The 23,151-nt window shown below is 68.4% G+C and carries 17 protein-coding genes; 7 read left to right on the top strand and 10 right to left on the bottom strand.

Features of this window, described 5'->3' with window-relative positions:
• Positions 1 to 108 precede the first annotated feature (108 nt).
• The gene (locus IT306_06410; protein MCC7368035.1) at positions 109 to 1,998 is read right to left on the bottom strand and encodes an aldehyde ferredoxin oxidoreductase family protein; all 1,890 of its coding nucleotides are present in this window, start codon (positions 1,996 to 1,998) and stop codon (positions 109 to 111) included.
• A gap of 312 nt (positions 1,999 to 2,310) precedes the next feature.
• On the opposite strand from IT306_06410, the gene IT306_06405 reads away from it, so the two are divergent.
• A complete protein-coding gene (locus IT306_06405) occupies positions 2,311 to 2,490 on the top strand; it encodes a hypothetical protein (protein MCC7368034.1) in 180 nt (59 codons plus the stop codon).
• Entirely contained in the window at positions 2,486 to 2,848 is a 363-nt protein-coding gene (locus IT306_06400; protein ID MCC7368033.1) for a Uma2 family endonuclease, read from the top strand. The genes IT306_06405 and IT306_06400 overlap by 5 nt, the downstream gene beginning before the upstream one ends.
• Before the next feature lie 170 nt (positions 2,849 to 3,018).
• On the opposite strand, the gene IT306_06395 is transcribed toward IT306_06400, so the two are convergent.
• The 7 genes from IT306_06395 to IT306_06365 all read right to left on the bottom strand — a co-directional run bounded on the left by IT306_06395 (position 3,019) and on the right by IT306_06365 (position 10,878).
• Positions 3,019 to 4,011 carry a zinc-binding dehydrogenase gene (locus IT306_06395; protein MCC7368032.1) on the bottom strand — a complete coding sequence of 331 codons (993 nt, stop codon included), beginning with the start codon at positions 4,009 to 4,011 and terminating at the stop codon, positions 3,019 to 3,021.
• A gap of 70 nt (positions 4,012 to 4,081) precedes the next feature.
• Positions 4,082 to 5,377 (bottom strand): 2-isopropylmalate synthase, encoded by a 1,296-nt coding sequence (locus IT306_06390; protein ID MCC7368031.1) that lies wholly within the window; start codon positions 5,375 to 5,377, stop codon positions 4,082 to 4,084.
• 24 nt (positions 5,378 to 5,401) lie between these two features.
• On the bottom strand, positions 5,402 to 6,211 hold the full coding sequence (locus tag IT306_06385) for an ABC transporter ATP-binding protein (GenBank protein MCC7368030.1): 810 nt from the start codon (positions 6,209 to 6,211) through the stop codon (positions 5,402 to 5,404).
• On the bottom strand, positions 6,208 to 7,251 hold the full coding sequence (locus IT306_06380; GenBank protein MCC7368029.1) for an ABC transporter ATP-binding protein: 1,044 nt from the start codon (positions 7,249 to 7,251) through the stop codon (positions 6,208 to 6,210). Before IT306_06380 ends, IT306_06385 begins: the two co-directional genes overlap by 4 nt.
• Positions 7,248 to 8,147 carry an ABC transporter permease gene (locus IT306_06375; GenBank protein ID MCC7368028.1) on the bottom strand — a complete coding sequence of 300 codons (900 nt, stop codon included), beginning with the start codon at positions 8,145 to 8,147 and terminating at the stop codon, positions 7,248 to 7,250. Before IT306_06375 ends, IT306_06380 begins: the two co-directional genes overlap by 4 nt.
• Before the next feature lie 5 nt (positions 8,148 to 8,152).
• Complete coding sequence (locus IT306_06370; protein ID MCC7368027.1) at positions 8,153 to 9,190, bottom strand: ABC transporter permease; 1,038 nt, start codon at positions 9,188 to 9,190, stop codon at positions 8,153 to 8,155.
• A 20-nt stretch (positions 9,191 to 9,210) separates the two neighbouring features.
• Positions 9,211 to 10,878, bottom strand: coding sequence for an ABC transporter substrate-binding protein (locus tag IT306_06365; protein MCC7368026.1), 1,668 nt, complete (start codon positions 10,876 to 10,878; stop codon positions 9,211 to 9,213).
• Positions 10,879 to 11,384: 506 nt separating this feature from the next.
• Here IT306_06365 and IT306_06360 point away from each other — a divergent pair.
• Positions 11,385 to 14,483 (top strand): PD40 domain-containing protein, encoded by a 3,099-nt coding sequence (locus IT306_06360; protein MCC7368025.1) that lies wholly within the window; start codon positions 11,385 to 11,387, stop codon positions 14,481 to 14,483.
• 243 nt (positions 14,484 to 14,726) lie between these two features.
• Positions 14,727 to 15,089 (top strand): hypothetical protein, encoded by a 363-nt coding sequence (locus IT306_06355; GenBank protein ID MCC7368024.1) that lies wholly within the window; start codon positions 14,727 to 14,729, stop codon positions 15,087 to 15,089.
• Here IT306_06355 and IT306_06350 read toward each other — a convergent pair.
• On the bottom strand, positions 15,002 to 15,823 hold the full coding sequence (locus tag IT306_06350; GenBank protein MCC7368023.1) for a phospholipase: 822 nt from the start codon (positions 15,821 to 15,823) through the stop codon (positions 15,002 to 15,004). The two genes, IT306_06355 and IT306_06350, sit on opposite strands and share 88 nt — an antisense overlap.
• A 125-nt stretch (positions 15,824 to 15,948) precedes the next feature.
• Positions 15,949 to 18,801 (bottom strand): PAS domain S-box protein, encoded by a 2,853-nt coding sequence (locus IT306_06345; GenBank protein ID MCC7368022.1) that lies wholly within the window; start codon positions 18,799 to 18,801, stop codon positions 15,949 to 15,951.
• Between the two features lie 686 nt (positions 18,802 to 19,487).
• Between IT306_06345 and IT306_06340 the strand changes: the two genes are divergently transcribed.
• The 3 genes from IT306_06340 to IT306_06330 all read left to right on the top strand — a co-directional run bounded on the left by IT306_06340 (position 19,488) and on the right by IT306_06330 (position 22,992).
• Positions 19,488 to 20,981 (top strand): hypothetical protein, encoded by a 1,494-nt coding sequence (locus IT306_06340; protein MCC7368021.1) that lies wholly within the window; start codon positions 19,488 to 19,490, stop codon positions 20,979 to 20,981.
• Between the two features lie 245 nt (positions 20,982 to 21,226).
• Complete coding sequence (locus IT306_06335; GenBank protein MCC7368020.1) at positions 21,227 to 22,111, top strand: sugar ABC transporter permease; 885 nt, start codon at positions 21,227 to 21,229, stop codon at positions 22,109 to 22,111.
• The gene (locus IT306_06330; GenBank protein MCC7368019.1) at positions 22,108 to 22,992 is read left to right on the top strand and encodes a carbohydrate ABC transporter permease; all 885 of its coding nucleotides are present in this window, start codon (positions 22,108 to 22,110) and stop codon (positions 22,990 to 22,992) included. Before IT306_06335 ends, IT306_06330 begins: the two co-directional genes overlap by 4 nt.
• Positions 22,993 to 23,151 lie beyond the last annotated feature (159 nt).

The following is a 23,151-nucleotide window of genomic DNA, read 5'->3' as shown; positions in this document are numbered from 1 at the left end:
GGCTGCTGGCGGCCACCGGCGTCGCTTGAATCTCCAGCTTCCCCATCCATGCAGAGGCCCCGCACGACTGGTCGTGCGGGGCCTCCCTGATCGGCTGCGGAATGAGCGTTACGCCCTGGCGGCCAGCGCCCCCGCGTACTCCTCCAATCCAAGCTCCTTCAGCGTCTCCGGCGTCGGGACGCCGTTCTCGTCCCAGCCGTTGCGCTGGTAGTGCCACTTGAGGGCGGCATACGTCGCGGCCTCGTCCAGCGGCTTGCCGGTAGCCGAGTTGTTGTTGCGGAACTCCTGGAAGAACCGCTTCGGCAGCGTGTCCGTCGTGGAGTCCAGCCCCTCGCGCAGGTTGTAGATCCGCGCGATGGTCGCCGTGCGCCGCCCGACCTCGAACAGCTCGTCGATGTCCACATCCCAGCCGGTCATGCCGTTGACGACGCTGACCATCTGCGACGGCGAGTACGGCAGGAAGTGGCACAGACCCACCGAGTCGCAGAAGTGCCGCCAGGTCGTGAAGGCCCAGTGGAGCTTCAGCTTGTTCTCGTCGAAGCCGTGCGCCTGGACCGTCGTGAAGCTTGGGTCATACTCGCGCATGCGGTTCAGGAACGGCCCCTCGCTGACTGCCGCCACGTCGTGCATGTTGTGCATGTGGTCGGCGCCCGTCGGCGAGACCATGTAGCCCATGCCGAGCGCGTGCTTGATGCGCGGCTCGTGCAGGGGGAACTCCTGCTTCTTGACGTGGTTGACGAACTCCTCGCTGCCCCTGCCGACCTTCTGGGCCGCGCGGTACGATCCCTCGGCCAGCAGGTCGCCCAGCGGGTTGGAGCGCTTGCCAATCGCCTCGACCATGTCGAGCATCCCCTGGGTGTCCCCGAAGTTCAGCTCGATGCCAAAGTCTTCTCTGGTGATCAGCCCCCGCTCAAAGGCCTCCATTGCCCAGGCGATGACCATGCCCGTCGAGATGCTGTCCAGGCCGAGGGCGGCAGTCCGCTCGTTCGCCTTCGCCAGCGCGATCAGGTCGTCGATGCCGCAGTTGTTCCCGAGCGCCGAGAGGCTCTCGTACTCCGGCCCGCCGTAGATCGGGTTGACGTAGATGCCGCGCTCCTTGTCCTCAACTTCGACCACCCGCTTGCAGCGCACCGCGCAGGCGTAGCACGTGTCCCGCTTGATCAGGATCGTGTCGCGCATGGTGGTGCCGGTGATCTTCTCGTTGCCCTCGAAGGCGCCTTCCTGGAAGTTGAAGGTCGGCAGGCCGCCGGCGAGGCTCAGCGCGCGCAGACCGCCAGCCGTCCCAACGTCGTGGAAGTGCCACGTCAGATCCAGGTTCTCGGTCATCCACTTGCTGAGGTCGAGGCTGGGCTTCTTGTCGTTGACCGGCAGGGCGCCCTTCGCCTTGATCGCGAGGCCCTTCAGGTTCTTCGAGCCCATCACCGCGCCGACGCCCGTCCGCCCCGCAAAGTGCGAGATGTCGTTGACGACGCAGGCGAACCGCACGAGGTTCTCGCCGCCCGGGCCGATCAGCGATGTGCGGGCCGTCCGCTCGCCAACCTCTTCGCGGATCTTGTGCTCGGCGTCCGCGATGTCCAGCCCCCAGACGTTCGCGGCGTCGCGGATCTCGACCTTGCCGGCATTGATCCAGATGTAGACGGGCCTGGCCGCCTTCCCTCGGACCACCACGGCATCGTAGCCAGACCGCTTCAGCTCGGAGCCGGCGTAGCCGCCAGCCTCAGCGCTGCCCAGGCCGCCGGTCAAGGGGCTCTTCGCGCCCACGCCGTTGCGACCCTGGCCGGAGAACGTCGAGCCGGTCACGATGCCCGGGGCCATCACGAAGATGTTCTCTGGACCGAGCGGGTCAGCGCCGGGCGGCACCAGCGTCAGCAGGTAGTGGGAGACCAGGGCGCGACCACCCATCATCTTTCGATAGAACGCGTCGTCGGGCTCCTCGACCCAGTGCCGACCTTCCGTCAGATCGACGTGCAGGATCTTGCCCGTAAAGCCGTGCGCCATGCCGCTCGCCTCCTCATCGTGGGCGGAGTCAGTCCACTCGGCACGATCATACCACTCCGGCGGGCGCTTTCCGGACGAACCGGCAGCGTATTCTCGGCCAGAATCTCACACGGTATTCTTTGTCATATATGTCGTAGTACAAGATTGACAGACACCGGTAGGGTCGGAGCACGATGTTCCTCTTGGTTCGCCCCAGGAACTGCGCCTGCTGTGCGAGCGTGACGCGGACCATCTCCTACGAGTGGAAGCCCCGATCCCACAACAGCAGCATGCCAGATCCGACCGCGCGCAGAAGCCGAACTCCTGCTCGGCGTGGGTGACGTCGAGGCAGCGTCGAGGCTGGCCGTTCGGCTTGGTCGGGTCCAGCTCGACGCGGCCTTCGTAGCCAGTCAGCTCGGCGCTCAGGTACGCGAGATCGTGAATCATGATCTCCTGGCCGGCGCCGAGGTTGACCGGCTCGGAGCTGTCGTAGCGCTCGGCGGCGAGGATTAAGCCCGACACGCGCCGGCGCTTCGGCAAGCTGGACATCCCGCCGGATGTCGCCGTCGAGATCGTCTCGGCGGGCGAGAGTGTGGGCGAGATGATGTGCAGGTGCGTTGGCTACGCCGGCGTGGGTATCCCGATCTCGCTGGTGGTGGACCCGACCGACGAGATGGTCTACGACATCCATCCGGGTGAGCCGCTGCGGGTGCTGCGCGGCGACGATCCCATCGACCTCGCGCCCGTGCTCCCGGAGTTTGGGGCAACCGTCCAGGGGCTGTTCAACTCGATTGTCGACGACTGGCTCGTGGAGGACGACGAGCCAGCGGAAGCGCAGGCCACCAGCCCGGAGCAGCCGCCGGCCGAGTAATCCGTTGACCGCTGTTCCACCTCACGTGCACGCTCCGCCGCTGATAGCCTCACGCATCAGCGACCGAGCATGAGCGAGCGTGCACCCGGCCGGCTGCACTGTCAGGTTGTCTCGTGTTGCTGGTGGTCGCGAGGCGGCAGCACAGCCGCCGCCGGCGACGCACACCCCGGCTACGGCGTGATGACCACCTTGATCGCCTGCCCCTTCTCCTGGAGCACGAACGCCTCAGCTGCCTGATCGAGCGGGAACGTGTGCGAGACGAGGGGCCGACGGTCCACCTTGCCGCTCCGCACCAGCGCGGCGGCGTGCTGGATGTCCTCGGTGGTCCAGGCCCACGAGCCGAGCAGCCGGACGTGCTTCCGCACGATCATGTTCCGGTCCAGCGGGCCATCGTGCTCGAACAGGGCCACCAGCACCAGCCGCCCGTTCTCCTGCTTCAGCATCTGCAAGCCCTGCTGGGACGAGTTGACGGCTCCCGCGCAGTCGATGACGGCATCGACGTTGCCGCCCGGGTAGCCGAGACGTGGGATCTCCTGCTCGCCGACCAGCGCCAGCACCTGATCGACCGGGTTGCCGTGCGTGAAGTCCACCACGTCGTCAGCGCCCATCTGGCGGGCCATCGCCAGGCGCGGGGCGGCCCCGTCCACGGCGATCACGCGGACACCCGTCGTCGTGGCGCGGATCGCCTGGACCGCTCCCAGCCCGATGATGCCCGCCCCGAGCACCACCACCGTCTCGCCGGGCTGGAGCGCGGCCAGCCCCACGCCGTGCAGCGAGGTGGCGAACGGCTCGAACGTGGCCGCCTCCTCGAAGCTGACCGCGTCTGGCAGCGGATGGACGCTCCGTGCGCCGACCTCGACAATCGCGTACTCGGAGTAGGCGCCCCGGCCGATCCCGCCGATCCGGTCGCCTACCTTGAGGCTGGTGACGCCCGGCCCCAGCTCCGCGACCTCGCCTGCGAACTCGTGCCCCATGACGCGCCCATCGCGCCCTGACAGCTCGACGCCGAGATCTTCGAAGATGCCGTAGCGGTAGGTGTGCAGGTCGGACCCGCAGATCCCACAGGCCTTCACGGCCACCAGGACTTCGTTCGGGCCGGGCGTCGGGCGTGGGATGTCCTCGACGCGGATATCGCGGGGTCCGTAGTAGATGGCAGCCTTCATCGCCAGCCTCCCTCGCGCCTGCGAAGGCGCGACAGGAGGATAGCGCAGGATACGGGGGGGCGGGCCTTGCTTACCTGGCCGGCGCCCGGCGGGCCTCGCGGATCGCCGCGCGGCAGATCTCCGTTGCCTGCTCGGCGGTGAGCCAGCGCGGGTAGGTCGTGATCGCGTCCACCGCGCCGTCGAGCGCCGCTCGCACCGCCGGCACCTCGTCCTCGGCGAGCGTCTCCCCGATGGTTGCCGCCAGCGCCCGCACGTTCGCGTCGGTGGTCAGGGCGTCCCAGACCCAGGTCATCTGCGAGCCGATGACGCTCGGGTGGACGCAGGCGGCCGGCGCAGGGAATTGATCGAGGCCCCCCTTCAGGCAGGCCAGGACGTCGCCCGGCATGTGCCGCAGGTAGGCGTACTGCCCCACCAGCGGCTTGAGCGGCGGGATCGGCACGCCCATCTCGGCAGCGACCAGATCGGCCAGCGGCTGGAGCCGGTCCACCTTGATGCCGGTGTCCACGCCGTACAGCACTTCCAGGCTGACGATCACCTCTTCGAGCGGCGCGAAGCCACAGCGGTAGGAGACGCCGGCCACCGACACATCAGGCGACGCGCCGGCCGTGGCCGCCGCGATGGCGCCGGCCGTCGCCAGCCCGAAGTCGTCGTGCATGTGCATGGTGACCGGCACGTCGGAGATCAGCCCCTGCCGGTAGCGGCGCACGAAGACCTTCATCGCCTCGGGGCTGAGGCTGCTCGACGAGTCCATCAGGTCCATGCGGGTGGCCCCGAGCGCGATCGCCTCGTTGGAGACGGCCACCAGGCTGTCGAAGCCGCGCCAGCCCGCCCGGGCCAGCGTCACGGTGGACGTGAGGCCCAGCTCGCGGACGGTCTCGAAGTAGGCGGCAAGCTCGTCCATCTGGCGGGCCTGGGCGTCGGCTGAGGGCGCCTGCACGATGCCGACGCCGAGCGTCCGGACGCCGTGCTCGGCCAGCAGCTCGGCCGTCTCGCGGGCGGTGACGGGCTGGCGGCGCTCGCCGTCGGAGAGCAGGGTGTCGGCGTAGACGTTCAGCTCAAAGCCGAAGTCACGCCCGGCAATCGCCTTGACCAGTGCCAGCCCGCGCGGGATCGGCGTGCGCCCGCCGGCCCAGTTGATGTTGAGGCTCTCATGCTTGATGCCGGCTTCGGCCAGCGCCTCGGCGACGCGTACAAAGCCGTCGATGCTGGTCAGCGCGCCGGCCGTGAACAGCATCTTCCGCAGGGTGCTGTCGATGACCAGGAACGGATCGGGCCAGGAGAACTCGGCGGTGACCTCGGGATCAAAGTTGGTCGTGCTGACCCAGAAGGAGCCCTCGCGCCGGTGAACCTTGTCGGGATTGAGCACAGCGCCTCCCCTTTCGAACCACACTCATGCTGGTGCGCTCAGCCGCGCCCGCTGCCGCACCGATGGGTCGGGGATCGGCACGGCGTCCAGCAGGTCGCGGGTGTACTCGTGCCGCGGGCGCGCGAAGATCGCCTCGGTCGGCCCCTGCTCCACGATCTCCCCGCTGCTGATCACCGCGACCTGCTGACAGATCTGGCGCACGATGGCGAGGTTGTGGGCGATGAACAGCATCGTCAGGCCAAGCTGCGCCTGCATGTCCACCAGCAGGTTGATCACCTGGGCCTGCACCGACACGTCGAGCGCCGAGACCGGCTCGTCGCAGACCAGCAGCCGAGGCCGGACGGCCAGCGCCCGCGCAATGGCGATCCGCTGGCGCTGCCCGCCCGAGAACGAGTGCGGGTAGCGCCGCATGTCGCCGGGCGTCAGCCCGACCAGCGACAACAGCTCACCCACCCGCTCGCGGCGCGCGGCGGCGGTCGGCTCCAGCCGGTGCACCAGCATCCCCTCGCCCACCAGCTCTTCGACGGTCATGCGCGGGTTCAGGCTGGAGTGCGGGTCTTGAAACACCATCTGGACCTCGCGGCGGAACCGCCCGAGGGTCGCTCCCGAGGCGCGCACCACGTCGATGCCGTCGTAGGCGATGCTGCCGCTGTCCGGGTGCTCCAGCTTGACGATGCAGCGGATCAGCGTGGACTTGCCGGAGCCGGACTCGCCCACCAGCCCAAACGTCTGTCCCTCGTCGATCTCCAGCGAGACGTCCTTGAGGGCGTGGACGGGCGGCTTGCCGATGGCATGGAACGTCTTGGTCAGGCGGGAGACGCTCAGCAGGCTCATCGGGCCTCCGGCAGCGGGGACTCGGCAGGGATGGTGTCGGCAAGGTGGCAGGCGACCATCCCGCCATCGGCGGTTGGGAGCAGTGGCGGCACGTCCTCGCGGCAGAGGTCGACGGCCTGCGGGCAGCGCGGATGGAAGGCGCAGCCCGGCGGGCGGCTGGCCGGCGAGGGCGGCGCGCCGGGGATCGGCTCCAGCCTGACCGGCGGCCGGTCGATGCGCGGCAGCGCCTGCAACAGCGCCGAGGCGTATGGGTGGGCCGGCGCGGCAAACAGGCGCTCGGTGGGGTGCTCCTCGACCTTCCGTCCGGCGTACATCACCACCACCCGGTCTGCGAAGCCGGCCACGACGGCCAGATCGTGGGTGATCAGCAGCACGGCGAACTTGCGCCGCTGCTGAACCTCGTCCAGCAGATTGAGCACCTGCCGCTGCACCCGCACGTCGAGCGCCGTCGTCGGCTCGTCGGCGATCAGCACGTCTGGCTCGCCGATGAGGGCCATCGCCAGCACCACGCGCTGCCGCATCCCGCCCGAGAACTCGTGCGGGTACGCCTTCATGCGCTCGGCGGCCCGCGCGACGCCCAGCTCTTCGAGCATCGCCTGGGCACGGGCCAGCGCCTCCTTGCGAGAGGTGCCACGCAGGATCAGCGGCTCGGCCACCTGATCCCCGACCGTCTGGAGCGGGTTGAGCGCGTCCATCGGGTCCTGGAAGACCATCCCGATGCGGCTGCCCCGGATGCGCGTCATCTCCTTCTCGCCGAGCTTCAGGAGATCGACGCCGTCGAGCCGAATCGAGCCGGTCACGTGGAGCCGGTGGTTCAGCCGCATGATGGCGCGGGCGGTGACGGTCTTGCCGGAGCCGGACTCGCCGACCAGCGCGACGCGGTCGCCGGCCGCGAGCGTCAGGTCGAACTGCTCGACCAGCCGCAGGGGGCCGCGCTCGGTCGGCACGTTCACGCACAACTGGTCAACCGCGAGCAACGGCGCGGAGGCGGAGCCAGGATGATCCACGGTCAGGGGAGAGCGTACCGTCGCGCTGCTCATGCGTCCCTCAGCATCGGGTTGCGGCGCACCTGGAGGATCTCCCCGAACAGGCCGAACGCCGTGGCCGTCAGCGCAATCGCCACGCCCGGGAAGAGGGCCGCCCACCAGGCGGTCGTGATGTACCCTCGGGCCTGGGCCACCATCGCCCCCCACTCGGCGCTCGGCGGCTGCGCGCCCACCCCGATGAACGAGAGTCCGCCCAGCACCAGGATCGTGAAGCCGATGTCGGCGGCCCACTTGACGATCAGTACGTCGAGCGAGTTCGGCAGGACGTGGTGCACCATCAGGCGGAACCGCGAGACGCCGAGCACCCGGGCGCTGTCCACGTACGGCATCGCCATCGTCTCGCGCATGATGCCGCGCAGCAAGCGGGCCGTTGCCGGCCAGCCGACCAGGATCATCGCGATGATGGCGCTCTTGAGGCTCGGCCCGAGCGCCGCCGCGAACCCGAGCGCCACCAGCATGCCCGGCAGCGCCAGCACGGTGTCGGTGAGGCGCATCAGGGTCTCGTCAACCCAGCGTCCGCCAACCGCCGCGACCGTCGCCACCAGCACGCCGACCGTCGAGTAGCCCAGCACGATGACCATGGCCGAGAGCAGGCTCTCGCGGCTGCCCGCCACGATCCGCCAGAAGACGTCGCGGCCCTGGTCGTCCGTCCCGAGCCAGTTCCTGGCGCTCGGCGGCTCCAGGGAGTTCAGGATGTCTGAGGCGTAGATCGAGGAGGGGGCGATCATCGGGCCGAAGAGCGCCGCGCCGAAGATGGTGAGCACGAGCAGCCCGACGACCGCTTCCAGCAGGGAGACTCGGAAGCGCCCGGGTGCGCGGGTTGGCGCAGCAACGGCGGCTGACGGCGTGGGCGCAGGTGCGGGTGCGGGTGTTTCAGCCGGGACGATCATCGGAGCTATCTCCCCCCGATCTGCGCCGCACGGATTCTGGGGTCGCGCCAGAGCTGCACGACATCCATCGTGAAGTTGGCGACGACGACGATCACGCCGATGGTCAGCACCGCCCCGAGCACCGCGAAGATGTCCCGCTGCTCGACGGCGTAGAACAGGTACGAGCCGACGCCCGGCAGGCTGAACACCGACTCGACCAGCACCGCCGAGCCGACCATGAAGCCGACCTGGATGCCGAGCTGCGTGAGGACCGGCCCGAGCGCGTTCGGCAGGGCGTGCGCCACCACCAGCCGGGTCATCGGGACGCCCTTGGCCTGGGCCACCAGGATGTGCTCGCGCTGGAGGACGGCCAGCATCTCGGCGCGAAGGAGCCGGTAGAACTGCGCCCCGGCGTGGACGGCCAGGACGCCAGCCGGCAGGATCAGGTGCCGTACCGCGTCCGCGCTCAGGCCGAGGTCGGCCGCGAGCAGCGCGTCGAGCACCGTCATGCCGGTGACCGGCGGGACCGACGTGCCGACCGGCATCGTGCCCGAGATCGGCAGCAGCCGCAGCCACGATCCGAGCACCCATTGCAGCACCAGGGCCAGCCAGAAGGTCGGCAGGCCCGCCGCCACAATCACCATCACGCGGCTGGCCGTGGCCGAGCCGGCCCCGGACTGGAGCGCTGCCAGACTCGCCAGCGGGATCGAGACGGCCAGGGCCAGCGCCAGTGACAGGATCACCAGTTGGGCGGTGGCCGGCAGCACCGCCCCGATATCGGACCGCACGGGGCGGTGGCTGACGACGGACGTGCCCAGGTCACCCTGCACCAGCCGCCCGACGTACCGGCCATACTGCACCAGCACCGGCTGATCCAGCCCCAGCTGCACGCGCATGCGCTGCACCTGCTCGGGCGTGGCGCCGGCCCCGGCCGCGACCTGGGCCTCATCCCCCGGGATAACCTTCGTCATCGCGAAGACGATGGTGACCAGGCCGAGCAGGGTCAGGGAGACGGTTCCCAGCCGCCGGGCCAGGAACCAGAGCGGACCGCGAAATGCTGCCATGATGGTAGAGATCCGGGGGATCAGGGCACGCGCAGGTCGGGCACCCACGGGCCGTTGCCCGCGTAGGCCACGTGCAGGCCCTGGACGTTCTCGCGGTAGCCGTAGCTGGTGATCCGCGTGTACATGCTCAGGATCGCGGCGTCGGCGTCGATGAGCTTCTGGGCTTCCTCGTACAGCTTGCACTGCTCGGCAGCATCGCCGGTGCCCAGGGCCTTCGTCAGCAGCTCGTCCACCTTCGGGTTGGCGTAGCCGGTCCGGTTCGAGCCAACCGAGGTCGATTGGTAGTACGGCACCAGCATGACGCCCGGGTCGGGATACTGCGCGAAGTCAGCCAGCAAGAACAACTGCGGGATCTGGTTCCGGTCCGAGAGGCGGGCCAGCCAGTCCGGGAAGGCCAGCGGCTGGAGATCCAGGTTGATGCCGACGTCCTTGAGGTTGGACTGAAGGAGCGTGGCCTCCTGCTTCTGGTTCTCGAAGGCCGTCTGGAAGTGCATCGTCAGCGAGAGATCCTTGATGCCGGCATCCGCGAGCATCTTCTTTGCCTGCTCGACGTCGCGCTTCGACTTCGGCAGGTCCGGGTGGCAGGCCATCGTCGTCGGCAGGGGGCCGTTCGCGATCTCGGCGTCGCCGCCGTAGATTTTGGCCATCGCGCCATCGTAGTCGTAGGCAAGCTGCATCGCCTTGCGGACGGCGAGGTTGGTCGTCGGCCCGTTCACCATGTTGAAGGCGACATACGCGATCGAGCGGTCGCGGTTGCGGAGGATCTTGAGGCCGCCGGCGCCTTCGAGGGCCTTCACGTCGAGCGGCCCGAGCGCCGCCGTCACGTCGACGTTGCCAGCCTTCAGCTCATCGCGCTGGGTGGCCGTCTCCTTGATCAGACGGTAGATGACGGTCTTGGGGCGGCCGGCGTCGAACTCCCAGTAGCCATCGAAGCGGTTGACGGTGATGTTGCCGTTCTGCTCGATGGCTCCGAGCGTGAACGGGCCGCTGCCGGCGGCATGATTCGAGAGCCAGCCCTGGCCGTCGTCTGACCCGGCCTCCTTGGTGACCAGCGCCGAGTTGAGGATGTAGATCTTGCTGAGGCCGCCGAGGATCAGCGAGTTGGGGCGGCTGAGCTTGATGGTCAGGTGGGTGTCGTCCTTGATCGTGGTGGACTCGTACCCACGGATGAACTGGGCGACGCCCTTCCCGAGCTTGTTGTAGCGGTCGAGGCTGAACGCGACATCCTTCGCCGTGAGGGGCGTGCCGTCGTGGAACTTGACGCCCGAGCGCAGGGTGATGTCGAGGGAGGAGGCGTCCGCTGCGAGCTTGAACTCCTGGGCGAGCCGCCCGACGACCTTGTTCTCGGCGTTGTAGCCGACGAGGGTGTCGTAGAGAGCCTGCTCGATCTGGTTGGACTGGGCGAAGTCGGCGTTGACGGGGTCCACCGAGTTGACGGTGTTGTTGTAGACGACGACAAGGCGGGTGTCCTTCCCACCGGCGGCGGCGGCGGCGGCGGCGGCGGCCGCGGCGGGCTTCGCGGCCTCCGGCTTGGCGGCCTCTGGCTTCGGGGCGGCGGCCCCAGCCGGCGCAGTGGTGGCCGCTGGCGCGGCCGGAGCGGTTGTCGCCTGGGCCGCCGGCTTCTGAGCCGGCGGCGCGGCCGGCTGGCTGCACGCTGTCAGCGTGGCAAGAAGAACGGCGCCGGCCATGGCCGCGCTCGAGCGCCGCCAGGACTGGCTGGATTGACGGGTCAACATGTGACACCCCCACCCGATCTGAGGTTTCCCTGCCGAGTGAGAGCCAGTGTACTACACACTACATGTAGTGTCATTGGGCACACTGCTACATTCCAGCCGATGTCCGATTGGAGGAAACGGGCCGGCTCGTGGGCGTCCGTCCGCTTCGGCCGCTGCCCCCGAGTCTGGCCGGCCGCCCCTCCGTGCCCGCACGCGTCGCGACCATCGCTGCTGACCGGCGCGTCCTGTCCTGACTGTCCATCTGTGCAGTCGCCCGGCAGAATGAGGGAGCCGTCGCGCTGGCCACTTTGCGGATTGACAGCGTGGCAAGGTTGCGCCATTGTGGAGCAGCCATCGCGACCACGCGTCGTCATGATGGCGGCCGTGGCGCACCCTTGGAGCATGGTCTCGCGTCGGTTCAGCCGTTCGGACGTGCTCCTGTCGGGACGTCACGTCCACTACGCACCGAGGCATCCCCGATGGTCGCCCGCGGCGTCGTGCTTGCGCTCATTCTCCTGGCGTGTCTCGTTCTCGCGCAGCCCCAGCTGGACGTCGGGGCACAAGAGCTGTCCTGGGTCCGTCAGTTCGGTACTGACAGCGCCGAAGAGCTCTGGGGCATCGCGCTCGGCCCAGGCGCAGTGTACGTCTCGGGGATGAACGCTGGCGGGAGCCGGAATGAGGCGTTCCTCCGACGGTACTCCACGGTTGGCAATCAGGTGTGGGTGCGGACGTTCGCGTCTGAGCCGTGGGAACTGGACAGCATGGAGGGGCGCGGGGTTGCCGTGGATCGGAACGGCCCAGTTTACGGGGTCTATCAAGCCGGGCTTCGTTCGCACAACGCCTACCTGCGCAAGTACAGCTCGGATGGGGATGTGCTCTGGACCCAGATCATCCTGTCCAGCGAGCTGTCGAACCCGGATCGCAACCCGGCCGTGGCGACCGACGGCGTGCAGCAGGTCTACGTCGTCAGCGGCACGGACCGCCCATTGCCGGGCTATCAGCTGCAAGGCCCCACTGATGCGTACATCACCGCCTACGATCTGAACGGCTATCCGACCTGGACGCGGCAGTTTGGGACAGCCGAACGTGACGTTGCCTATGCGGTCGCCGCTCGTGAAGACGCTGTCTACGTCGCGGGCAACACGAGTGGCGTCTTCCCCGGTCAGACGCTGCCGCCCGGACACACGTCGGGCAGCGGTGGGTACGGCTTTCTCAGAAAGTACGACCGCAACGGCAGTGAAGTCTGGACGCGTCAGATCGGCTCCACCAGCGCTCAGGGAGGCTCAGACGTCCGCATCGTGGGCGCAGCGCTGGATGCTGGTGGCGATCTGTACCTCGCCGGGGCCGCCGAGGGCGCGCTCTGGGGGATGCCGCCGGCGAGCGGACGCATCAACTTCATCAGGCGCTACGGCCCCGATGGATCCGTCCGCTGGACGCAACTGGCCCCCCTGGTCGGCCAGTTCGGCGAGGGCATACAGGCGATCGCCGTGGACGGCACCGGCAAGGTACTGGTGACCGGCGGGGTTGGCGATGGTGGCTCATTGCCGGGCCAGACATCGGCCGGTGCAACAGATGTCTACGTCCGCGCCTACTCGCCGGACGGCGCAGCGGCCTGGGAACGCCAGGTGGGCACGTCGAGCGGCGAGAACGTGCGGGTCGTGGCCGGCGACAGCCTCGGGCACGCCTACATCGGCGGCTGGACCTTTGGCGTCTGGCCCGGGCAGACGTTTCACGGCTTCTTCGATGCATTCGTCGCGCGGATCAACGCGCCCGGCGGCTCACAACCACCGCCCACGGCGACGGTCCCGCCAACGGCAACGCCGCTGCCGGTCGCAGGCGCGCAGCTTGCCTACTCGATCCTCCGCCCGTCGAGTGTCTTCTCGGATATCGCTGTCGCGAATGCCGATGGCGGGGACCAGCGCGTCCTGACGGGCGGGCCGAAGGGCAATGGCGCTCCTGCATGGTCCCCGGATGGGCAGAAGATCGCCTACGTGAACTCGAACGGGTTCCCGGACGGGGAGATCTGGGTGATGAACGCCGACGGCAGTGGCAAGGCCTCGCTGACGGCGGGCCGTCAGTTGAGCGCCCAGCCGGCCTGGTCGCCGGACGGCCGGAGTATCGTGTTTGGCTGCATTCGCGGGAACCAGCCGAGCGCCCTCTGCATCATGAACGCCGACGGCACGGGCGAGCGACTGCTGCGGGACCAGCAGGGCGCACCGGTGGGCGGCATGGATCCAGCCTGGTCCCCTGACGGCTCGAAGATCGCGTATCTGGCCCTGGGGGATATCTGGGTCATCGGAGCGGCTGGCGGTGCTTCGCAGCGTCTGACGTCGATGGGTGCAAGCCTGAGCCCGACGTGGTCACCCGACGGGACGAAGCTTGCCTATGAGTCGGGTGACCAGATCTTCGTGGTGAATGCCGATGGCTCCAACCCGGTGCAATTGACCCATGAGGACAAGAATCTCCGGCCGGACTGGTCGCCGGATGGCGTCAGCATCGCGTTCGAGAAGTACCGCAACACGTTCTTGGAGCAGTACAACGGCATCTTCATCATGAAGGCCGATGGCAGCGACCAGCGCCTCTACAAGCTGAGCGCCTCAGACGTGGACTGGAGGCCGTCGCCGGGGACGGGGACGGTCCGACCGATCGGTGGGAGTGTGCAGCAGTTGAGCGCCAGCGGCACGTACCTGCCGAATGATCCGCGCGCCCCGGCCGGAGTCTACCGGGCGACCTTCAGCTTCCGGAACATCAGCCAGGACACCTTCACCGACCTGCAGGCGCGTATCGCCGAGCTGACCGGCGGGCACACGGTGGTGAACCGGGACGGCGCGCCCACCAGCACGCCCACAGGCGTCGGGGCGGTGGTCTCGGTGCCGGACGCGGCGCTGGGGACTGACGGCAACCTCGGCCCGAACGAGAGCTTCAGCCTCGCGATCGAGGTCGGGCTGCAACGGCGCGAGTCGTTCAGGATCGCGTTCACGGGGACTGGCACGCTGGTGGGCGGCGCGGCGGCAGACGGCGCGGCGGTTCGGTCCGCGCGCGGTGAGCGGTCGCTGCTGGACGTGAGCGCCGATTTCGTGCCCGAGGCGGAGGCCGGTACGCCACCGGCCACTGCGACGGCCACGCCGTCGGTCAGCGCCACACCGGGCAGCGGCACGCCGGGCATCAGCGTGACCCTGACGGCCACCATGACGCCGCCGGCCGGCACGGCAGCTCCGAGTCAGGCGACGCCGGCGGGCAGCCCTTCGGCCTGCGCGCCGCGCCCGAAGATCGAGGTTCGCACGTCCCAGGTTGGCCCCGGTCAGCTCGAAGCGGCGATCTCGACCGAGGCGACGGCGGCCTCCCCTGGCAACGCGCTGCGGTCTGTGCGGCTGACGGGCCTCTCAAACGCCCAGGTGGCGGTGGTGGGCGGGCCGTCGCTGGCGCAGGGGGCGGCGTACACGCCGCCGGAGGAGAGCCGGGAGGTCCGGCTGCTGGTCACCCGCGAGCAGCCCGGCCCGATGACGGCCCACCTGGAGATCGTGGATGGCTGCGGCCCGTACACGACGTTCGTGGGGGCGGGCGGCGGCCCGCGGTAAGCGAGTGGACCCGATTGGCGAAGGTCCGGCTCGCTGATGCTCGCAGTGCGGATGGCGTCCTCTCTGAACGACATTGGGGTTTCAACCCCTGACCGCCCGATTCGCCGTGCTTGGGAACATGAGCAACCATGCAATCACTCTGAGGGAAGCCCCAGGATCCCACGGGAGCGTTGCGAGCCTGGACTACGATAGAAGTCGGCACTGCTCGTTGGACTGTTGTTCTGTACTCTGCGTGGAGCCAAGATGAGCATCGTCGGGACGGCGTATCAGCACATTGTCCTTGACGATAGCCGTGTGCCGTTGATCGCCGGTACGACCATGAAGGTCGTCGAGCTGGTGGTGGCGCAGCAGATGTATGGCTGGAGCGCCGAGGAACTGGTCTTTCAGTCTCCGACTCTGACGCTCGGTCAGGTGCACTCAGCGCTGGCCTACTCCTGGGACCATCAGCAGAAGCTCGATGCCGACAGTGCGCGGCGGCTGAGCCGAGCGGGCGATCTTTGCCGCGCGGCAAGGGCGAGTCAGGCGGAGAGCCATGCCAGTGCTTCGTCCACGATCTCCGGCGGGATGGTGTGGCCGCCCTCGAACTCGTGGTACTGCACGTCGTAGCTCGACTGCCGGAGCAGCGCCACGATCCGCCGGCTGCACCGGTCGATGTTCAGGACCGGGTCTTGCGTCCCGTGCGAGATGAACACGCGCGGCGAGCCGATCAGCCCGCTGGCGGCGATGAATCCCGGCGAGAACGCCAGGATCGACGAGAAGAGGTCGCCGTTCGAGACGCCCAGCGAGACCGCATACGACCCGCCATCCGAGAACCCCTCGACGGTGAACCTGGCCGGGTCCACCGTGTACCGCCCGAACGTCTGCTGCAGCGCCCGGTCGATGAACGTCACGTCCGGCCCGAAGTCGGTGCGGACCACATCCCAGGTCTTCCCCCGCGAGTCTATCGCCAGCAGGATCAGGCCGGCGGCCTCGGCGCGGGCGGCCAGCGGCCCCATGCCGCCCTGCGCGTTGCCGCCCGCGCCGTGCAGCATCAACACCAGCGGCAACGGGTGATCGGGCTGGTAGCTTGACGGGATGTACAGGAGGCCGTCGCGCTCGGCGTCCAGGCCGAGCGGCTGCAGGCCCGTTGGCTGGGAGCCTCCCGAGCCGCTCTCGCTCGGGGGCCGGGGCCGTGCCGACAACCGCCCGGCCCCAGGGGTGGCCTGCCGCCGCCCCGCCCACGCCTGCCAGTCGTTCGCCATCGCGCTCCTCTGCCCAACGCGTTGTCCAGGGGCGGCCAGCACAGGCCCGGGTCCGGCGGCAGCCAGCACCGCCGCCGACAGGCTCGCCGCCACACCCATCACGAGCCGCCGTCGCCCCGTCCGTTGCATCCCCCGTCCCACCTGTCGTACTCTGCGCCGCGCCGCCTGCCAGCGCGTCACACCGCCAGCGCGTCACACCGCCAGCGCGTCACACCGACAGTGTCTCACATGGCCGGTGCGGACGCCGTCACCGCCGCGATCATCGCCAGCAGATCGGCCGAGCGATACGGCTTGTGCAGCACCCCGGCGATGCCCCGTGCCGTGGCCTCATCAGGATCGATGCCGGCCGCCCAGCCCGTCGCCAGGACCACCGGCAGCCCAGGCCAGCGCTCGTGGATCTGGGCCGCAAGCTGCCAGCCGTTGATCCCTTCGCCCATCGCCACGTCCGAGATGACGATGTCGAACGGCTGCGCCTCCAGCCGCAACTGCGCCTCTTCGCCCGACGACGCCTGCGCCACCGCATGCCCGTGGCGCGCCAGCATCATCGACGCCATCGCGGTGATGCCCTTCTGGTCGTCCACCAGCAGCAGGCGCAGCCGCCCCCGTGCCGGGGGCGCAGCCTCATCATCTGGCTGGTCCATCGTGAGGGGCTGGCCGGCCAGCGGGAAGTCCAGCACGAAGCGGGCGCCCTGCCCGAGCGCCGACTCCACCGTGATGGTCCCCCGGTGGCGCTCGACGATGCTCTGAACCATCGCCAGCCCGAGGCCGGTCCCCCGGTCGCCCTTCGTGGTGAAGAACGGCTCGAAGATGCGCTCGCGCACGTCGGCCGGCATCCCCTGGCCATCGTCTTCGACGATCAGGCGCACGCCTCCGACGCGCTGGCGCGCCACCAGACGAATCCGCCCGCCCTGGGGCAGAGCATCGACCGCGTTGAAGACGAGGTTGGTCAAGGCCTCGCGCAGCCCGGCCGGATGGCCCTGGATCACGACATCCGGGGCGCTCTCCACGTCGAGCCGGATCGGGCGCCCGTCAGCCTGGCTGGCGTCGCGCCAGCGTGGCGCGGTCAGCCGCACCACCTCGTCGAGCAGGGTGGAGATGTGGACCGGCTCCGGGGCTATCGCCGGGCTGTCGCTGCCGCCACGGGCGAACCGGAGCAGCCGCGCAACCGTCTCGCCACCGTCATGGGCGGCCTGACGGATGGTCCGCAGCATCTCTGCGAGGTGTGGCGGCAGCGGTCGCTCGGCGTCGTAGGCGAGCGCGTCTTCGAGCAGCTCGCCGTAGCCGGTGATCAGCGAGAGCGACTGGTTCAAGTCGTGCGCGATGCCGCCGGCCATCTGCCCCAGCGCCCGCAGCTTCTCGGACCCGATCTCCCGCCGCTGCCGCTCGATCTCAATGGTCAGGTCGCGCGCGATGGCGGACACCGCGACAACCGTCCCATCGTCGTCGCGGATCGGCGAGACCCGCACCGAGACATCGAGCCGTCGTCCATCCTGGTGGACCCGGATGGTGTCGAAGGCCTCGACGGACTCGCCATGCGCCACCCGTGCGAGCAGCTCCGGCAGCTCATGCTGGCGGTCCGCGGGAAACAACATGCTGACTGAACGGCCGATCATCTCCTCGGCCGCGTAGCCGTACAGCCGCTCTGCGCTGGCATTCCAGCTCAGGACGGTTCCACGGAGATCCTTACTCAAGATGGCGTCGTCAGACGAGGCGACGAGCGCCCGGAAACGCTGAGCGTCGGCGGAGGCGGCGGCAAGCTCCGCCGTTCGCCGCCGCACGCGCTCTTCCAGCGTCTGATTCAGACGGCGCACCTCGGCCTCGCTGGCCTCCTGCTCGGCGGTGCGTGCGGCAAGTCTCATCTGCGCGTCGGCAAACGCCGCCGCAAGCTCGGCGGCCTCTGTCAGTGTGCTGTGCGGCAGCGAGGAAGGGTGTCGGCCGTCGAACTGCCCGACGGCGGCAGCCAGGCGGATCAGGGGCGCTGACACCCGGCGGGCCAGGGCGACGCCGCCGACGATGGCCACCGCCATCGCCACCAGGAGGTAGACGAGCATCCGGTCGCGGTACGCATAGGTGTCGGCCAGCAGCGTCGCAGCCGACCGTTCCACCACGACGATCCAGCCGGTGTCGGGCAGCCGCTGGTACGCCGTCAGCCATTCGTCTCCGCCAGTGCCGTAGGCGATTGTGCCGACTTCATGCCCGCGCTCCCGCGCGGCGAGGACGGTCGGCGACGCGACCTGTGTCCCGATGGCGGCGTCGGTGTTCGTGGCCACCACAACGCCCTGCTCGTCAACCAGGAACACGCGCGCACCAGGGATCTGGAGGTTTGAGAGCGACGCGAGCACCTGGCCCGGTTCCGAGCTGGCGGCAGCAACGCCGATCAGCTCGCCGCGCTCGTTGAGCATCGGCGCGGCGCTGATGACGAGCAGTCGCCCGAGCGCCAGGGATCGTTCCAGGCCGGTGTGCACCTTCTGGGTCGTCACCGTCTGCTGGAAGGTCGGCAGGCCGGCCGGCGAACGGGGCGCCGCGTCGTCGCTGCGCCCGAGCGGCGTCCCATCGGCCCGGAAGACCGCGAGGGCCCTCAGCGTCGGTTGGCGTGTCGCGCGGGACGTGAGCCGCCGATGCACGTCGTCCGGCGGCAGGGACAGCAGGTCCGTCCCCGAGGCGACGCTGATGGCAATGGTTTGCTGGTTGGTGATGGCGCCGGCAACCATCTCGGAGATCAGGGCGGCTGCATCCTGCGTGTCCTCGAACTTGTGGGCGCGGGTCTCGGCATCGTCGCGGGCGGCGTCGATGGCAAACGCCGCCACGATAGGTGTCGCGACCGCGAGCGACAGCGCAAACGCCAGGACGGCTGCGAGCGGCGTCGTGCCGTCGCGGCGTGGCCGCGCGACCATCCGGCCGATCAGCAGCACCCCACCTATCAGGAAGAGGGAGCCGGCCAGGTGAAAGTACGGCTGCAGCGGCGCGAAGGCTGCGAATCGCACGAGCCGGTGGGGCTCCATCAACATCAGGAGCCCGGCCAGCAAGGCGAATGCCCCGCTGAGTCCCTGGAGCAGATCGATTCGGAAGCGCCCCATGCCGACTCGTCACCATTTGCGGCCACGCCGTCGGTGGCACGCACACTGCAGGCGTGGCGTTCCCCAGCCCGGACGCCCCATGACAGAAGGGCAGAGCAAGGGTGCGTCCAGCGTTGCCCGCGCGGCGACGGCGGCCTGGGGGTTCCGCCGACGCCTGCACTCCGCTTAATCGGAATCGCGGTCTGGTTCGGGACGGGTCATGCCCGGTCAGTCCGAAAGATGTCGGCGAGCGGTCACCATATGGAGACCTCACGCAATAGCGCCCGGCCCGCACCATAGCACCGTCTGGGTGCTTCGTCACCCCGACGAGCGCGCCGGGCAGGGCGATTGCATGTTGAGCGCGTCGTGCCGCCTCGTCGGGGCTTGAAAGCCCCGCCTACCGTACACCGTCGCGCTGCGACGGGTTTCGGGAACACCAATGAACATGCACGTGTGAACATGCACGTGCCCTGGCGTGCCGGGCCGGCCGGATGCTCGCCCGGTCTGTAGGACAGCGCCCTGTGAATATGAGCGCGACACTATGGGTGGACATCCCCGAAAGACAGGGCTATAGTGCCTTGCACCGCCGACGCAGGCGGGGTCCACCGTTGCCGTCGTCGAGCCGCTCGGGCGGCAGCAACCAGATGGGCATGCACGCCGGTCGTGTGCATGTCAGGCGCCAGTTCGGAGACGCGGAGGTTTTCGGAATGCAGTGGAGCCGTCGACGTCTGCTTGGGTCGCTCGCGATGGGCGCGGGCGCGGTCGTGTTGGCCGCGTGTGGTCAGTCCTCGTCGTCAGCGCCAGCCAAGCCTGCTGAGTCGAAGCCAGCCGAATCGAAGCCGGCCGAGTCCAAGCCCGCGGCCCCGGCCGCCCAGCCGGCCGCCACGACCGCCCCAGCCGGCGCCGCCGCTCCGGCTCCGACCAGCGCTCCAGCCGCCGCCGCGCCGGCTGGCAGCAGCTCCGGCCCGGTGACCATCGCCGTCATCGCCTGGAACTCTGGATCGAGCGCCGACGCGTTCAAGAACGCGATGGCCCAGATCAACGACAAGTTCAAGGCCAAGAAGCCGAACGTCACCATCACCTTCGAGCCGCTCGGGCAGGGCGCGACCTGGACTAACGCCCAGATGGCCCGCATCGCCGGCCAGACGGCGGACGTCACGGCGACGTACGGCTTCGCGCCGCAGGACATCATCAACTTCCGCCCGGACGAGCAGTTCATCGACCTGACCGGCCTGGACGCGCTCAAGAACTTCGACAAGACCAACATCCAGCGCTTCATGACCTGGAAGGGCAAGGTCTGGCAGATGACGCTGGCGTACGTGGGGCATGTCGTCTGGGCGAACGGCGACATGATGGCCAAGTACAACCTCAAGGCCCCCACGACGTACGCCGAGTGGAACTCGGTCTGCGAGACGCTCCTGAAGGCCAAGGAGACGCCGATCCTCTACGGCGCGAAGCCGTCCACGGCGCTCACCCGCTGGTCGAGCATCACCGAGATGACGGTCGGCCGGCCGAAGCACCCGAACTTCTGGGCCGACATGCTGGTGACGGGCAAGGCCGACTTCACTACGCCCGAGTGGGTCGAGTCGTTCAAGCGGGCGAAGGACTTCGTCAAGACCAACTTCGACCCGGCCTTCAGCGGCATCGACTACCCGACGACGGCCGGCCTCTTCGCCACCGGCAAGTACGCGATGTGGCCTGAGGGCTCGTTCTCCGGCGGCGACATCATGGCGAACAAGCCGACCTTCCAGAAGCTGGAGGCGTTCACCGGCGCCATGTCCGACGACAAGGAGGCCAACGCTGTCCAGCCCGTCTACGGCGACCTCGGCTGGGCCGGCCTCCGCTACAGCAAGAACGTGGACACCGTGAAGGACTGGATCAACTTCTTCGGCGAGAAGGAGAATTTCCAGAGCTTCATGCAGGTGCTCCAGTACTACCCGACGCAGGATGTCAAGCTGACCGGCCCGGTGCCGGAGGCCGAAGCGCCGCTGCTCAAGAAGACGGCCGTCTCGATGGTCCGCCTGGCGCTGCCGGGCATGACCTACGACAACCAGTGGTCGGAGCTGATCCTCTCGGAGCAGTACACGCCCGAGGCGTACGCGAAGTACGTGCAGAAGAACTTCGAAGACTCCCGGCCGCAGTGGCAGAAGTACATCGGCATGTTCGATCAGGACTGGGCCAAGCTGTACTTCAGCGTGTAGGTCAAGCGGTCGGGCGTCAGCGTCCGGCGTCAGCACATGGTACATGCGTCCAAGTCTCAATTGTCATCCTGAGTGAAGCGAGCTTGCGAGCGCAACGAAGGATCTCGCCCGCTGGCCATCAATGCTCGCGTCAGCGGGTGAGATCCTTCGTTGCGCTCAGGATGACCACTGGGATTCGCAGCATTTCACCAGGAGTTCTCCTGGCCAGTGACCACTGACCGCTGACACCCCCGTCTGGAGCTCCTATGGGTCGAACCGCGGGCATCTGGCCGTACCTCTGTCTGATGCCGGCCCTGGCCGTCTTCATCCTGCTCGAGATCGTGCCGGCGTTTGCCACGTCGATCTTCTCCCTGACCGACTACACCGGCCTGCCGAACGCACCGATCCATTTCGTCGGCATCCAGAACTACATCGACCTCCTGACCGGCGGCCAGACGTTCCTGATCCGGGCGCTCCAGGTCACGGTGGTCTTCTCCATCGCCGTCACGGTCTTGCAGAACGGCTTCGCCGTGCTGATCGCCTGGCTGCTGAACTCCAATCTGCGCGGTCAGATCGCGGTGCGCTCGCTGGTGTTCCTGCCTGTCGTGCTGGGCGCCACCATCAACGGCCTGACCTGGTACGTCATGTTCAACCCGCTCGGCGGCCCGGTCACGATGGTGCTGCGCGAGTTCGGGATTCGGGCCAACATCCTCGGCAGCGTGGACACGGCGATCTACGCCGTCATCTGGGTCCAGATCTGGGCCAACCTCGGCTTCAGCATGATGGTCTACCTGGCCGGCATGCAGGGCATCCCCGCTGAGGTCTACGAGGCCGGCAAGATCGACGGCACGACCTCGTGGAGCGCGTTCCGCTTCCTGACGATCCCGCTGCTGGCCCCGAGCATCACCATCAACGTGCTGCTGGCGGTCATCGGCACCATGACTGGCTTCGAGCTGATCTTCGTGCTGACGGACGGCGGCCCGGCCTTCACCACCCAGACGCTCGGGATGTGGGTCTTCAACCAGGCGTTCTTCACGGGCAACCGCCTGCCCGGTTACGCTTCGGCCATCGCGATGGTGCAGTTTGCGATGGTCTTCCTGGTAGCGATGATCATGCAGTTCTACCTGCGGCGTCGGGAGGCCGTGCTGTGATTGGACAGTCATCCGGTCTGAATCAAGCAGCAGCAGCGGCCGTCAAGCCAGGATCGCAGGTGCAGCTGCGGATCCGCCCTGGCAGTATCGGCGGTTACGTGATCCTGGCGCTGCTCTCGTTGATCTACCTGATCCCGCTGGCGTTCGTGTTTCAGGTCTCGCTGATGTCGAGCCGCCAGTTCGCCCTCAACGCGGCGTCCTTTCCGGACCCGATCATGTGGACGAACTACCCGGAGGCCTGGGTCAAAGGCTCGTTCGAGCGGTACTTCATCAACACCATCGTCTACACCGTGAGCGTGGTGGCCGGGACGCTGACGTTCGCCACGCTGGCGGCGTTCCCCATCGCGCGGGCGCACGTGCGCGGCAGCAACGGGCTGTACATCCTGTTCCTGTCAGGCATCCTGCTGCCGGCGGGGATCATCCCGCAGTTCTTCGTGATGCAGCAGGTCGGCATCTACGACACCCGCATCGGCTACATCCTGCTCTGGTGGAGCCGCATCGCCCTGCCGATCTTCATCCTGACGGGCTTCATCAAGAGCATCCCGTCTGAGCTGGACGACGCCGCCGCCATCGACGGCTGCCCGTACGTCCGCTACATCTTCCAGATCATCGTGCCGCTGCTGCGGCCGGCCCTGAGCGTGGTCGGGCTGATCGTGGCGATCCGCGTCTGGAACGACGTGATCGGGCCGGTCATCTTCCTGCCCTCGAACTCGATCAAGCCGATCTCGGCCGGGCTGCTCCAGTTCTTCGCCGAGTTCGCGGCGCAGTGGACGCTGATCGCGGCGGCCATCGCGATCACGGCCTCGCCGCTGGTGCTGCTCTACCTGTTCACGCAGCGGTACATCATCGCCGGCATGACGAGCGGGGCGCTCAAGGGGTAGCCTCGCGACAGACACACGCTTCCCTGTCGTCCTGAGCGGAGCGAAGGACCTCACCCGCTGACGCGATACGTGACCGTCGGCGGGTGATGCATAAGATGACGGTCGACGTGTGACACGTGCGTTGACGGCCAGCGGGTGAGGTCCTTCGCTCCGCTCAGG

It is taken from the genome of Chloroflexota bacterium (assembly GCA_020850535.1).
Lineage (GTDB): Bacteria > Chloroflexota > UBA6077 > UBA6077 > JACCZL01 > JADZEM01.
The sequence above is the reverse complement of the archived record's forward strand: the minus strand, read 5'-3'. Positions and strand labels throughout refer to the sequence as shown.